General features: G+C 41.8%; 13 protein-coding genes. 11 read left to right on the top strand and 2 right to left on the bottom strand.

The genetic code is table 11. From position 1 onward, the window contains the following. Positions 1-27 precede the first annotated feature (27 nt). Genes IT6_RS04720 through IT6_RS04710 form a run of 3 tightly spaced genes read left to right on the top strand, consistent with a single transcriptional unit; the run spans position 28 to position 4,909 of the window. Positions 28-777, top strand: coding sequence for a DUF2334 domain-containing protein (locus IT6_RS04720; RefSeq protein WP_206828216.1), 750 nt, complete (start codon positions 28-30; stop codon positions 775-777). Further along, positions 755-3,172, top strand: coding sequence for a glycosyltransferase (locus tag IT6_RS04715; protein ID WP_134439383.1), 2,418 nt, complete (start codon positions 755-757; stop codon positions 3,170-3,172). The genes IT6_RS04720 and IT6_RS04715 overlap by 23 nt, the downstream gene beginning before the upstream one ends. Continuing rightward, positions 3,173-4,909 (top strand): M3 family oligoendopeptidase, encoded by a 1,737-nt coding sequence (locus tag IT6_RS04710; protein WP_206828214.1) that lies wholly within the window; start codon positions 3,173-3,175, stop codon positions 4,907-4,909. Between the two features lie 148 nt (positions 4,910-5,057). Here the strand turns inward: IT6_RS04710 and hpf are convergent, their stop codons facing one another. After that, positions 5,058-5,405, bottom strand: a complete 348-nt coding sequence (gene hpf, locus IT6_RS04705) for a ribosome hibernation-promoting factor, HPF/YfiA family (protein WP_134439381.1) — start codon at positions 5,403-5,405, stop codon at positions 5,058-5,060. A 90-nt stretch (positions 5,406-5,495) separates the two neighbouring features. Here hpf and cimA point away from each other — a divergent pair, with 90 nt between their 5' ends. Next, positions 5,496-7,073: a citramalate synthase gene (gene cimA, locus IT6_RS04700; RefSeq protein ID WP_134439380.1), complete on the top strand. Its 1,578-nt coding sequence runs from the start codon at positions 5,496-5,498 to the stop codon at positions 7,071-7,073. Between the two features lie 137 nt (positions 7,074-7,210). On the opposite strand, the gene IT6_RS04695 is transcribed toward cimA, so the two are convergent. Continuing rightward, entirely contained in the window at positions 7,211-7,399 is a 189-nt protein-coding gene (locus IT6_RS04695) for a hypothetical protein (protein WP_134439379.1), read from the bottom strand. 196 nt (positions 7,400-7,595) lie between these two features. On the opposite strand from IT6_RS04695, the gene lgt reads away from it, so the two are divergent. From lgt to rseP, 7 genes are all read left to right on the top strand, one after another. Beyond that, positions 7,596-8,435: a prolipoprotein diacylglyceryl transferase gene (gene lgt, locus IT6_RS04690; RefSeq protein ID WP_134439401.1), complete on the top strand. Its 840-nt coding sequence runs from the start codon at positions 7,596-7,598 to the stop codon at positions 8,433-8,435. Positions 8,436-8,554: 119 nt separating this feature from the next. Further along, on the top strand, positions 8,555-10,390 hold the full coding sequence (thrS, locus tag IT6_RS04685; protein WP_206828524.1) for a threonine--tRNA ligase: 1,836 nt from the start codon (positions 8,555-8,557) through the stop codon (positions 10,388-10,390). Between the two features lie 14 nt (positions 10,391-10,404). Further along, complete coding sequence (infC, locus tag IT6_RS04680) at positions 10,405-11,025, top strand: translation initiation factor IF-3 (protein ID WP_206828212.1); 621 nt, start codon at positions 10,405-10,407, stop codon at positions 11,023-11,025. A gap of 27 nt (positions 11,026-11,052) precedes the next feature. Beyond that, positions 11,053-11,262, top strand: a complete 210-nt coding sequence (rpmI, locus tag IT6_RS04675; RefSeq protein WP_134439377.1) for a 50S ribosomal protein L35 — start codon at positions 11,053-11,055, stop codon at positions 11,260-11,262. Between the two features lie 50 nt (positions 11,263-11,312). Then, entirely contained in the window at positions 11,313-11,675 is a 363-nt protein-coding gene (gene rplT, locus IT6_RS04670) for a 50S ribosomal protein L20 (protein WP_134439376.1), read from the top strand. A gap of 42 nt (positions 11,676-11,717) precedes the next feature. Then, complete coding sequence (locus tag IT6_RS04665; RefSeq protein WP_206828210.1) at positions 11,718-12,878, top strand: 1-deoxy-D-xylulose-5-phosphate reductoisomerase; 1,161 nt, start codon at positions 11,718-11,720, stop codon at positions 12,876-12,878. Positions 12,879-12,909: 31 nt separating this feature from the next. After that, positions 12,910-14,355, top strand: a complete 1,446-nt coding sequence (gene rseP / locus IT6_RS04660) for an RIP metalloprotease RseP (RefSeq protein WP_206828208.1) — start codon at positions 12,910-12,912, stop codon at positions 14,353-14,355. The last annotated feature ends 4 nt before the right edge of the window (positions 14,356-14,359 follow it).

The following is a 14,359-nucleotide window of genomic DNA, read 5'->3' as shown; positions in this document are numbered from 1 at the left end:
GCATAGATATCTTTTTTGACCAGACCTATGATCGAAAGGAGCCTTTTTGTCACCCTCCATGACATTCATCCCCTGAACAGCTCCAAAATCGAAAAACAAAGAGAACAGCTTTTGTCTTGGGGAGTGAGCAAGATGGGTTTGCTGATCATTCCTTATTATCACCACAAAAAATCTATCGAGGAGGATGAAAAGTTTTGCAATTGGGTAACCAGCCGTATACAGGCAGGGGATGAGCCGATTATACATGGTTTTTATCACGACCGGTTAGGAATAACCGAAAAAATTTCTCAGCTTTTTTGGACGCAATTTTATACACAACAGGAAGCTGAATTCCTCAATATTGAAGAAAAAGAGGCGATTGAGAGGCTTGTTCAAGCAAAAAAAATGTTCATGAATCTAGGGTGGCAGTCGAAGGGTTTCATTGCTCCAGGATGGCTTTATGAGCCCCCCTTATTGGATTGGCTTCGAAAAGAGCGCTTCAGCTATACCGCAGCGATTGACCGAATTATTTTACTTGAAAGTTCCAATCCTTCTTATATTTATTCATTTTCTCTTTGTTGGTCGAATAGATCACTGTGGAGAAGATCTATTTCCCAAGTATGGAATGGCTGGCTCAAAAACAACTGTATTAAAAGGAAAAAGGCTTATGTAAGGGTAGCCGTTCATCCCGAGGACAGCGATTATCGTTCTTTGTGGTCGCAGCTTGAAAGGATCGTTAAGCATTTTCTTGATCTGGGCATGGAGCCGCAAACTTATGGAATCCTGGTCAAAAGTTGATCTTCATGTTCATTCGAGTTATTCAGACCGACCTTCTGAGTGGGTCCTTAGGCGTATTGGCTTTCCCCAGAGTTGCACTCCCCCCCAAGAGCTCTATGAGAAACTTCAATCCAAAGGAATGCGATGGAAAACGATTACCGATCACAACCGGATTGAAGGTTGCTTGGAGTTAATGGAAAAATACCAGGATGTTTTCTTAGGGGTAGAATTATCCACTTTTTTCCCCGATGGCTGTGAAATCCATCTTTTAATTTGGCATTTTGACGAGCTTGATTTTAAGACACTCAAAGAACTCTCTTTGAACGTATTTGAGCTTTCCCGCTACCTTGTAGAAAAAAATATACCCCATGCTGTTGCACATCCCTTGAAAAGTCTAAACTCAAAACTCACGACGGATCATTTTGAAAAAATGATCCTTCTTTTTAAAGGATTTGAAGTCTGTAATGGGGCATTAGAACCCCTGTCTCAAAAAATTCTTTCCCTTTGTCTTGGTGCATTGACTCCCAAACATATCGAGGATTTTGAACAAAGGCAGGGTATGGCTTCCATGGTAAGCCGACCCCATGAAAAAATTTTCGTTGGAGGATCCAACGACCACGGAGGACTTTCGGTTGCTTCTGCATGGACGGAGGCAAAGGCAGGGGATGGGATTGAAGGTTTTTTTGACTCGCTGTTTAGGGGTGAGGGAAGAGTTCAAGGAGAAATGGGAGATCCTTTGAAAGTTTCTACCGGTTTTTACAACACTTTTTTTAAATTTGCTCTAGGTCGGCTTAAGCAAAAAGCCCCTTTGACTGCGGAGCTCGTTGGGAAGATCGCCGAGAGGTTTATCAAAGGGCAAAATCCTACAGCTTTTTCTTTCGCTGAAAGGGTGGGTCATTTGGCCGAAGCGATCCGGACAGGTCAAGCTTTCAATTACGTAGGGTTAACTGAAGGATCAACTCTAACAAAACAGTTTATCGGTTTTTTGACCGATTCGAAAACAAAACAGATGCTCGATGCGATCGTCAATTCAACTGAAAAACCCATAATCCGTTCTTTTCGAATAGCATCCAAGATTGTAAACGAGCTTTCCTATAGGCTTTTTTTGCAATTTGTCTCCAGGCTTGAAAAAGGAGATTATCTTGACGCTTTTCAATCCCTCTCCGGTTTTCTCCCCTTGGGGATCGCTGTCATGCCCTATTTGTGGGCTTTTTTTGAACAGTCTGTCAACAAGCCCTTTTTGAGAAAACTGGCACTCAGATATATGGGATGTCTTCCCAAGGAACTCTCTGAAATTAAGGTGGCTTGGTTTACCGATACCATTGATGATGTCAATGGGGTAGCTCGGACGATCCAAGCGATGGCGAAAACCGCCTATAAGCAAGATGCTTATTTGAAACTGGTGATTTCAAGAAGTCAATTAAAAGAGTTGGATATCCCGGTGAAAAATTTTGAACCGGTGGGTGAGTTCGAGATTCCCGAATATAAGCTGCAGAAGTTAAGTTTCCCTCCTTTCTTGGAAATTATGGATTATGTCAAAAAAGAAGATTTTTCTCATCTTGTGATCAGTACTCCGGGTCCGGTGGGACTATGTGCTCTTTTGATAGGGAAAATTCTTAAAATTCCTATGATGGGGATCTATCATACCGATTTTCCCCAGTATGCCCGCTTCTTGAGTGATGATTCGTGGATGGAAACATTGGCTTGGAGGTACATGGAATGGTTTTACGGACAGTTGAACAAGATCCTGGTCAATTCCGAATATTATAAGCATTGTTGGATTCAAAGAGGGATCTCCCCTGAAAAACTGGCTCTATTCCCCAGAGGTATTGATGTGGATATGTTTAGTCCTTCCTATTTTGATCCTTCGTTCTGGAAAAAATACGGACTGGATTCGCCGGTTCTTCTTTATGTTGGGAGGATTTCAAAGGAGAAGGAGTTGGCCTTCCTGGCTGAGCTTTCTCATTACTTATGGGCAAAAGGAAAGCGATTTTCAGTTGCCTTTGTAGGGGAAGGGCCTTTTAGGGAAGAATTGCAAAAACTTGTTCCGGAAGCTATCTTTACTGGGATTTTGACAGGTCTTGAGCTGAGCAAGGCCTATGCTTCCTCTTTTTTGTTTGTTTTTCCAAGCACAACGGATACTTTTGGCAATGTTGTTCTTGAAGCCATGGCTTCGGGGGTTCCTGCAATAGTTTCGGATGTAGGAGGACCTTCTGAACTAGTCAGTCAGCTGGGAGTGGGAAGGATTTGTAAAACTAAAGACATAAAAGAATGGGCAGAAACCATCAGCTTTTATCTCGATCACCCCCTCTCATGGGAATCGAGAATAGAAATGGCTGAAAAGATAAGAAAAGAAAGAAGTTGGAATAGAGCTTTCCAAAATTTCTGGCAGATGTTTAAAATTAAAGAGGACTAAATGGATATGAACAAGATGGCTTTTGAAGAGTTTTCTTCCTTTGAACCCTTACAGTTCCTAGAACCAGATAAAGATATACTGGAGGAAAAAAACCTATGTGCTTTATGGGAGAGGCTTCAAAAAGAGCTGCAGAATGTTCATAGCGTAGAAGATCTCAAACGTTGGATCGGCTTTTATGATGAACTCAGAGAAGCACTCGATGAGGAAAGGACAAAGCGTTATATCGCGATGACCTGCCAGACAGACGACGAGGAAAGGGAAAAAAGATATCTTTATGTGATTACGGTGGTCGAACCGTTGAGAAAACCCAGGCAAATGGCTATTTTAAGTCAACTTGCCTCTAATCCTTTTTTTAACGCTCTCGATTCTTCGTATGCGGTTTTCAAAAGATCAGTTTTAAGCCAGTTGAAAACTTATAGAGAAGAAAATGTGCAGAGGGAAGTCGAAGAAGAAAAGCTTTGTCAACAATACCAGAAGATTTCAGGAGGGCTCACGGCCGAATACGAAGGCAAAGAATATACTCTTGTCCAATTAAGCCGTTTCCTTGAAGAACAGGATAGGGGAAGAAGGAAACAAGTATGGGAGATCATCGCCAATAAGAGGCTAGAAAAAAAAGAGATTTTTGAGGATATTTTTGATAAGCTGCTCTCCCTCCGTAATCAGATTGCCACAACTGCTGGTTTCGATAACTACCGCAGCTATATTTTTGAGAAATATCAACGTTTCGATTATACCCCTGAAGACTGTTTGAAACTTGCTGAAGCTATAGAGCAGACAGTTGTTCCTGTGCAAAAAGAGATTGAAAATTGGAGGAAAGAGCAACTGGGTTTGGTTCAATTAAAGCCGTGGGACCTTGCCGTAGATCCTGAAGGGGGTCAACCTTTGAGGCCTTTTCAAACAGCAGAAGAGCTTTTTGATAGAGTCGGCAATATATTCAAGAAGCTGGATCCGAAACTGTGGAGTTTTTATAAGGTTTTAGGAGAGAAAAAACTTGTTGATTTGGAAAACAGAAAAGGGAAAGCTCCAGGAGGATATCAAAGTACACTGTCCTTGGCACGTCTTCCATTTATTTTTATGAATGCCGTAGGAACACATCGAGATCTAGAAACCTTGCTCCATGAATCTGGACATGCTTTTCATTCCTTGGCAGCAAGAGAACAGTTTCTTTACGATTACCGGTCAGCTCCTCTTGAGTTTTGTGAGGTTGCCTCGATGTCCATGGAACTGTTCGCCTCCTCATATTTAGACGAATTTTATTCGGAAAAAGAACTTAAAAGGGCTAATAGAAAGCTTTTCGAAGGTATCCTTCTGTTTTTCCCCTGGATGGCGACGGTCGATGGCTTTCAGCAGGAACTCTACACAAGTCCTGATCAAAGCAGGGAGAATCGTGCTCGGATTTGGGAGAGGTTGATGGCCCGCTTTGGGGGAATAGTGGATTGGGAGGGATATGAAGAAGTCCGACGCTATTTATGGCACAGACAGCTTCATATTTTTGAGATTCCTTTTTATTATATCGAATATGGCATTGCTCAAATGGGGGCATTAGCCTTCTGGATCGAAGCCAAAAAAGACCTGAAGACAGCCCTTGAACGTTACCTTTATGCGTTGTCTTTGGGTGGATCAAAACCGCTCAGGGAGCTTTTCCAGGCAGCAGGTTTGCCTTTTGATTTCAGCTCAAAAACATTAAAGCCCTTGATTGATGCAGCCAGAGAACAATGGACCCTTTTAAAAAGTTAAAAAATCAGTTGTTTTATACTTCTTTTATCCCTCTTTTGCTGCCAGTCGTTTTAACTAAAAATTGAGTTATATCCTTAGCCCCACAGGCCTTAAGAAAACAACTCCCTCTTCCTTCTTTCTTTCTTTTATATTCAGTGAAACAATAGGGTTATTTTTCTTTTTCTTTAAACTCTCTTGAAGTGTCCCTTGATTTATCGGTGAGATCTGTCTTTCTTTTCCTGAGTTGTCTAGCTAAGCGGTCAACGATGAGATCAACGGCTTGATAGAGGTCATGGCCACGATCTTCAGCAACAATGTCTTTCCCTGGAATGTATAATCTGGCTTTTATGGAAAAAGCTTGATGGCTAATATCAGCTTTTGCCGGTTCGTGATGAATGTTCAACTGGGCTGAAAGGATCCGGTCGTTAATTCGGGTCAATTTTTCAAATTTCGATTCAATATGGTTGTAAAGAGCATCGGTCAACTTTACGGTTGGTGATGAAATCTGAATTTGCATCCTATTAATTTATCTTTTTTTTATTTATCTTGTCTAGATTAAATCCTATTTGATTTCTCCCTATTTTATGAGAAGGTTATTCTTTCAGCGATGAATACAGTAAATCCGAGCCGATTGGTTCTTTATGATACGACTTTAAGGGATGGGTCTCAGGGGGAAGCCATCCATTTTTCATTATCTGATAAGCTCCGTGTTGCCAAGAGATTAGATGAATTTGGAATAAATTATATTGAAGGAGGATGGCCAGGGAGCAATCCTAAAGATTTTTCTTTTTTTACCCACTTAAAAGATTTAGAGCTAAAACAGGCAAAGATCGCCGCTTTTGGTAGTACCCGTAGGGCTCAGCTGCATGTGGAGGAAGACCCGCAGATAAAGCTACTGCTAGAGGCGCAAAGCCCCGTCATCACCTTGTTTGGCAAAAGCTGGCTTTTCCATGTTCTTGAGGTATTGAAGACTACTCCTGAGGAAAACCTGGCTATGATTAGGGACTCTATAAAGTTTTTAAAATCTCATGGCCGTGAAGTTATATTCGATGCCGAGCATTTTTTTGACGGTTATAAAGCGGACAAAGCCTATGCGCTGGAGTGTATCAAAGAAGCTGAGGAAGCGGGAGCCGATTACATTGTTCTTTGTGATACCAATGGCGGGTCGTTACCTTGGGAAATCGGGACGATTACGACAGATGTCTTAGCGCATTGCAAGACTCCTTTGGGAATTCATACACACAATGATTGTGAGCTGGCTGTTGCCAATGCTCTTGTCGCTGTAAAGGCGGGAGTTCAGCAAGTTCAAGGAACAATTAACGGTTATGGTGAAAGAACTGGAAATTGTAATCTAATTTCAGTGATAGCCAATCTTGAACTCAAGATGGGTCAGAAAGTCCTTCCACCTGGAAAACTCAAAGAACTGAGGGAGTTGTCTCTCTTTGTAGATGAAATTGCCAACATTAAACCCAATCCTAGGGCTCCATTCGTAGGCAAGTCCGCTTTTGCCCATAAGGGTGGAACGCATGTTAATGCCTTGCAGAAAGTGCTGAGAAGTTACGAGCATATTGATCCTTCGGCCGTAGGTAATAACCGAAGGGTTTTAGTGGGAGAGCTTTCTGGCAAATCCAATATCATTCTCAAGGCCAAGGATTTGGGCATCATTTTGGAAGAAAACAACCCTAACATCCAGCGGGTTCTCAATAAAATCAAAGAGTTGGAAGCTAAAGGGTATGAATTTGAATCGGCAGAAGCCTCTTTCGCTCTATTGCTGAAGAAAACACTTTCTCCTTATCCTCCCTTTTTCAATTTGATGGAATACCACGTGTCGATCCGCCAGCTTCCTTCGAAAAATTACAAAGTTTGCGAAGCAACAGTTAAGCTGTCTATTCGAGGAGAAAGGATATACACCGTTGCTGAAGGTGATGGGCCTGTCCATGCTTTAGATAGGGCATTGCGCGAGGCGCTTGCAAAGTTTTATCCTGAAATTAGCCAGGTCCGCTTGGAAGACTATAAAGTCAGGATTGTGGACTCTAAAGAGGGCACTGCGTCATCTATTCGTGTATGGGTTGAGTCAACTGATGGGAAAAAGAGCTGGTCTACGGTCGGAGTTTCGCATGATATTGTAGAGGCATCTTGGTTAGCCCTTTTCGATAGTATCGAATATTGGCTGTTAAAAAGCTAAGAGATAGATCTCTTTTTTATGCTGAAGAGACAAAAACCGGGCAACTTGGGACTCTTTACTTACTTAAACCAGCGAAGAGGAAAGGTAGTTTAAGCGGTACCTATCATCCGGCCAATGGGAAAAAAGCCAATGGGTGATTAGGATTTGGAAGAACTTTGATCTTTCTTCTCTTCTTTTTTCTCTTTTTTATGATGTTTCTTTGATTTTTTTTCAGGTTTAGTTTCGTCTTGAACTTGTTGAGCTTTGGGTTTCGCAAAGCTGCAAAGTGGACCGAAAGCAAGACCTAAAGACATCATGACAACAGAAAGTTTGATAAGTGTTTTCATGGGATAACCTCCTTGTTTTTCTTTTTATTAATCATTTTCCACCGTCTAGACTCCTACTCTTCGCTGGCTTGAGTATGATTGCAAGTAAGCTTTTTTAATTGCTAATTATGAAGGATTTTAGTAAGAAGGAAGTTGGAAGTCAAAGCCTTTCTAAAATGTTTTTTTGTCCATTATCTTATTTTTCCTTGAATTTCTGATGATCGCCTATTTTGTTCATCACCTCAGTCCTTTTCTCATCCAGTTTTCTAATGGTTTTGGCATTCGGTATTATGGACTATCTTATGCCCTTGGGTTTTTCTTCCTGTGGTTAGGGATGAGGTGGCAAAGAAAACATGGATTGCTTGAGCTTTCCACTCGCCAGATCGATGATCTTGTCTTCTGGATAGCCCTGGGTGGAGTTATGATCGGGGGTCGGCTTGGTTATTGTCTTCTTTATGACTTCTTTCATACCGTGAGAGAACCTTGGTTTGTTTTCCAAATATGGAAGGGGGGGATGTCCAGCCATGGGGGTATTTTGGGCGTTTTAATTGTTCTATTTTGGGCTTCCCGGAAGTGGAAAGTCCCTTTTTTCCATATCGCTGATGCAGCTGTTTGGTTGGCCCCTGTGGGTATATTTTTTGGAAGGTTGGCCAACTTTGTTAATGGTGAACTTTGGGGCAGGCCCACCACGCTTCCATGGGGGGTGATCTTTCCGGATGCCCCTATGATTAATGGACAGGCTGTGCCGAGACATCCCTCTCAGCTTTATGAAGCACTGCTCGAAGGAGTGGTACTCTTTGGAATTTTGACTTATTTGCGTTTCCGTAAAAAATCGGCTGGATCCGTTTCGATAGGTTTTCTTTTTAGTTATAGCTTGCTGAGAATCCTTGGAGAATGTTTTCGAGAGCCCGATCTACATATCGGTTATTACTTTGGCTTTGTTACCCAAGGCCAAATTCTTTCCCTGTTTACATTGGCTTTATCTTTTGTTTTATTGTACTTGAAAAAAAGAAAAATTTTAAGCGGTTCAAAGCGATCCCTTGCTTGTAAGAGTTAAATGAGAAATGAAAGATGGGTTTAGATTTTTGTTTCGATAGCTTCATTGAGGGTGGGCGAGGAGAAAGCTATTTTTAAACATTGGATTAAAATAAAACTACCTCTTAAGGGTTTGGTATGATGAACGAACTTGAAAAGTTGCGCCATTCTGCGGCTCATGTGTTGGCTACGGCTCTTTTGGAATTGTGGCCTGATGCACAGTTAGCAGCGGGACCTCCTGTAGAAGGAGGCTTTTATTATGATGTAGAACTGGATCATCGGATTAGCCCGCAGGATTTTCCGGCCATCGAAGAAAGGATGCAGAGGATTATTGCCGAAAGACAACCTTTTAAAAGGATTGAGATCTCTAGAGAAGAAGCAAGGAAGCTAGGGTTTAAAGGAAGATTGGGAGCACTTTCGGAAAGAAAAGTACCAAGCCGCTATAAACTCGATATTCTTGAGTCGATTCCCGACAACGAGCCCATTACCCTTTATCAGAATGGGCCGTTTATTGATCTTTGTGCAGGACCTCATGTCGAAGACACGGGAATGATCAAGGGATTTAAGCTTACGCATGTTGCCAGTGCTTATTACAAGGGAGATGAAAAAAATCCCCAATTGCAAAGGATCTATGGCACGGCCTTTTATACCAAGGAAGAACTCGAAGATTATCTTAACCAGTTGGATCAAGCTAAAAAGAGGGATCATCGTAAAATAGGAAAAGAACTTGAACTCTTCCTCATAGACGAAAAGATTGGGGCAGGACTGCCCCTTTGGCTTCCTAAAGGAGCTGTGATCAGGAGGGAACTTCAGAATTTTTTAACCGATGAGTTATTAAAAAGAGGTTATCAGTTAGTCTATACCCCTCATATAGGTCAGCTTGATCTTTTTAGAACCTCTGGACATTATCCTTATTATCGTGACTCACAGTTTCCTCCGATACTTGATCCTGAAGAGCTTAAGACTTTTGAAAGCAAAAACATGAGCTGTGCGGAACTGGCTAATCGTTTAGAAAAAGGGGAGGTTGAGGGTTATCTTTTAAAACCGATGAACTGCCCGATGCATATCCGGATTTTTGACTCTAAGCCGAGATCTTATAGGGATTTGCCTATTCGAATAGCCGAGTTTGGGACTGTATACAGGTTTGAAAAATCGGGGGAGCTTTCGGGTCTTACCCGTGTGCGCGGCTTTACCCAGGATGATGCCCATATTTTCTGTATGGAAAGTCAGGTAGAGGGTGAGCTTTTGAGTTGCTTGGAGCTAGTGAAAGTCGTTGTTCAAAAAATGGGCCTTTTGGATACGAAAGTAAGGTTGGGATTAAGAGGGGAAGATAAGGAGAAGTATGTGGGCAATCCTGAAAGCTGGAAAAAGGCTGAAGAGGATTTGCGTAAAGCGGCTGCCCAGAGCGGCTTTGATTTTGTGGAGGAACCCGGAGAAGCCGCTTTTTATGGTCCCAAGGTGGATTTCCTTGTAAAAGATGCTATTGGCAGGTCATGGCAACTGGGAACGGTCCAATTGGACTATAACTTACCGTCACGGTTTTCTCTTTCTTATGTTGGAGAAGATGGACACCCTCATCTACCGGTAATCATCCACCGGGCTCCGTTTGGATCTCTTGAACGATTTCTTGCGATTTTGATTGAGCATTTTGAGGGACATTTTCCTTTGTGGCTTGCCCCTGAACAGGTTCGAATCATCCCTGTTTCCGATGCCTTTGTGAATTATGGGGAAAAAATAAAAGAGATTTTGCAACAAAATCATTTTAGAGTTAATCTAGATAGAAAAAATGAAACACTTGGAGCAAAAATTAGAGTTGCACAACTTGAAAAAGTGCCTTATATGCTAATCGTTGGTAAAAAAGAAGAACAAATGTCTAGAGTTTCGGTTAGATCTGCAAAAAAAGGTAATATTGGAGAAATGCAATTAGATCATTTTATTTCTCTTATTACGGCTGAATATAAAGAGCGTAGACTCTAAGTTGCGATTCCACTGTGCATCCATCATCCCGCTTCCAACATAATAAGAAAACCTTTGTTCGGATTAATAATGCTATTCGAGCAAAAGAGGTCCTTGTCATTGATTCAACAGGTAAATCATTAGGTGTGCTTCCCATTCAAGAAGCTCAACTAAGAGCTCAACAACAAGGACTAGATCTCGTGGAGGTTTCTCCCAATGCGCATCCCCCCGTTTGTAAGATCCTGGATTATGGAAAATATAAATATTCGTTGTCCAAAAAGGAAAAAGATTCGAAAAAAGGGGCGGTCAAGCTTAAAGAAATCCAGCTTCATGTGAATATTAACGAACATGATTTTCTTATAAAGCTTAAACAAGCAGAAGCTTTCATGGCCAAGGGCATGAAAGTGAAGTTCAATCTTTTTTTAAGAGGAAGAGAGATCACCCATCAAGATTTAGCTTTGAACCTGATGAATCGGTTGATTAAGGAGTTGGCTCATATAGGCCAAACGGAACAGGAGCCCAAACTTGCAGGTAGAAACATTTCCCTTACTTTTATTCCTTTACCTGCAAACAAAAGGATGCTAAAGTATAACCTTCCTGAACTGGAGGCAACAAAGCAAAAGCAAGAAGAGAAGGAAAAACAGAAGGAGAAGTAAAAATTTCAAAAGACTGGAGAAATAAAGATGCCTAAACCTATAGCTAGAAGAAAAACAAAGAAAGCGGCGGCAAAAAGATTTAAAGTATCAGCTAAAGGAAAGGTCCTCTATTTTGGATCGGGGAGGCGTCATTTGGCTTCTTCGAAAAACAGGAAAAGGATGAGAAGAATAGGTTCTCCAAAAGTTGTAGACAACTCGGACAGAAAGAGAATTGTTGAAAGTCTGCCCTTTTCTTAAGACCACTAGTTTTTTAAATGATACGCTAACGAGCTAAGGAGAAAGTAGATATGGCAAGAGCAACCAATTCAGCTCAGTCACGAAAACGACGCAAGAGGCTTCTACGATGTGCACGAGGTTTCCGAGGAAGAAGAAGCAAACTCTTTAGGTATGCTAAAGATGCCCTATATAAAGCCAGATACTGGTCCTACAGGGACAGGAAAAATAAAAAAAGGGAGTTTCGTGCTCTATGGATCCAGAGAATTAATGTGGCCTGCAGAAATCGAGGGATGACCTATAGTCGGTTTATGGAAGCCTTGAAGAAATCAGGTGTTCTAATGAACAGGAAAATGCTAGCAGAACTTGCGGTTCGGTCTAGAGAGGAATTTGATCGGCTTTTTGAGTTAGCTAGGAATATAAATTCGACAAATTAGGAGGCTTTCGAAAATCTCTATTTTCCTTTCCTTGACTTGTTCATGAGGAAAAAAGTCATTATTCTTGGTTCAACTGGATCCATCGGTCGTAATGCTCTGGAGGTGGCAAGGAAGCTTTCTGATCGGGTTGAAATTGTGGGTTTGGCTGCAGGATCTCAGTCAGAACTGCTTAGGCAACAGTGCCTTGAATTTAATCCTCGTGCTTTTGCTCTATGGAATGCGTCCTTTCAGCCTGAATGGTTCAACGAATTTTCACATTCCAAGGGGTTTTGGGGTCCAGAAAGCCTGAACGCTCTAGTTGAAGAGCTTGATGCGGACATTATCCTTGTGGCCATTGTGGGTACGGCTGGACTAGAACCTACTTTAAAAGCCATAGAAAAGGGGATCCATGTTGCCTTGGCGAGCAAGGAAATCCTGGTAATGGCTGGTAGCGTGGTGATGAAGAGGATAAGGGAAAAGAATGTCCAGATCATTCCCGTGGACAGTGAACATAGCGCTGTTTTCCAATGCATTCGGGCTGAGGATAGGCGTTCAATAAGACGAATCATCCTTACTGCTTCCGGTGGACCGTTCAGAGGTTATAGTATCGAAAAGCTAAAGAAAGTAACGGTTGAGGAGGCCTTGAATCATCCGACCTGGAAAATGGGCAAAAAAATTACTATTGATTCGGCCTCTCTCTTTAACAAGGGGCTAGAAATGATTGAAGCCCATCATCTTTTCTCTATTCCTTATTCTCAAATCGAAGTCGTTATTCACCCCCAAAGCATTATTCATTCTCTTGTTGAATTTTGTGATGGCTCTCAACTTGCTCAACTTAGCCATTCCGATATGTGCCTGCCGATCCAGTTTTCTTTTACTTTTCCTGAAAGATTGCCTAGCCCTGTTAGGCCTCTAAACCTTTATGAAATTGGCTCTTTAACCTTCGAATCACCTGATCATAAATGTTTCCCCGCTCTTAATCTTTCAAGATTTGCTGGGGAAGCAGCTGGAACGTATCCTTGCGCATTAAATGCAGCCAACGAGGTTGCTGTTGAATCTTTTCTTGATGGCAAAATTTCTTTTTCTGAAATTTGGGACTGTGTCCGCCATGTTCTGGATACCCACAAACAGATTAAAGATCCGCAACTCGATGAGATCATCTATGCAGATAAGATGTCTAGGGCAGCTGCGCGAGAGTGGATAAAAAAAAGAGTTCGACTTTAGTGCTTTGTAGAATAAATTGTTTATAATTTCCATGTCTTTTCAATCGCTTCTTCATTTTCTGGTCATTTTATTGGAGGTGGTTTTCCTTTTCAACGTCATGATTGTTGTTCATGAGTTGGGCCATTTTTTAGCTGCAAAATGGAGAGGGTTAGTGGTGGAGAGGTTTGGAGTTTGGTTTGGGCATCCACTGTGGAAAAAGGAAATAGGTGGAGTGACTTATAGCCTTGGATGGATACCCGCAGGCGGATTTGTTGCCCTGCCCCAGATGATACCCAACGAGGATAAAGAAGGAGAGAATAACTCTTCTAAGCCCAAATTACCTCCCGTTTCTCCAAAGGACAAGATTATTGTTGCTCTTGCTGGTCCCGTTTTTAGTCTTCTTTTGGCTCTCGTATTTGCCCTGATTGTTTATGTTGTGGGTAGGCCCGTGAGTGAAAGCGAAATGACGACGGTCATTGGTTATGTCGTTAAGGATTCTCCTGCTGATCATGCGGGCTTAAAAGCGGGCGATAAAATCCTAAAAATTGATGGTCATCCCGTAAGCCGCTTTCAAGGTATGGACAATGATTCGGTGACTTGGAACATCGTTCGTAGTGAAGGATCAACGATTGCTGTTGAGGTGGAGAGAGAGGGAAAAATATTGAATTTTAACGTAATTCCCATAAAAGAAGAGAGGTCTGCGTTTCAGAGAAAAAGTTTAAGACAGATTTTTATTATGCCCGCTCAGACCCCTACGGTGGCTAAAGTTTTCCCTGGTAGCCCTGCCGATGCTGCATCTATTCAACCTAACGATCAAATTCTTGAGGTTGATGGGCAAAAACTTTATTCTCCCTTTCTTTTGAATGACTACATTTCGACCCATCTTCAGAAGGAAATGACCCTTTTGATTAGAAGAGGGAAGAAGACTTTTACAGTAAATATAAAACCCACTTTTCCTGAGGGTGAAAAGATTCCCCGAATCGGTATACTCTGGGATTTAAATGGCCAGATGACCCTTTCTCATCCCGGACCGTTTGAACAACTCAAAGCGAGTATTTCGGCAATGTTTAATGTTTTGCAAGCTGTTCTCTCGCCTAAATCTGACATCAAACCCCAACATTTAAGTGGACCGATTGGAATAATGAGGTTTTATTACATGCTCTTTGAAAGTTCCCATGGGTGGAGGCTTGCTCTTTGGTTTAGTGTGCTATTTAATGTTAACGCTGCGCTGATTAACTTGTTTCCGATTCCCGTTCTGGATGGTGGGCATATACTTCTGGGGCTCGTGGAATGGATAAGAGGCAGGCCCTTGAATATAAAGTTATTGGAAGCTCTTCAAACCCTTTTTGCTACCCTTCTTATTGGCTATATGCTTTATGTGACTTTCTTCGATGTTCAAGAAATTCCTTGGAGATCCAAGGGAAATGTTCAAGAATTGAAGTTTCATTCTAAAAACCAAGAAGCCGTTTCAAAGTCTCAGCTAGAAAATGGAAAATAAAGGA

Origin of the sequence: Methylacidiphilum caldifontis (assembly GCF_017310505.1) — a bacterium.
Taxonomy (GTDB): Bacteria; Verrucomicrobiota; Verrucomicrobiia; order Methylacidiphilales; family Methylacidiphilaceae; genus Methylacidiphilum; species Methylacidiphilum caldifontis.
The sequence above is the reverse complement of the archived record's forward strand: the minus strand, read 5'-3'. Positions and strand labels throughout refer to the sequence as shown.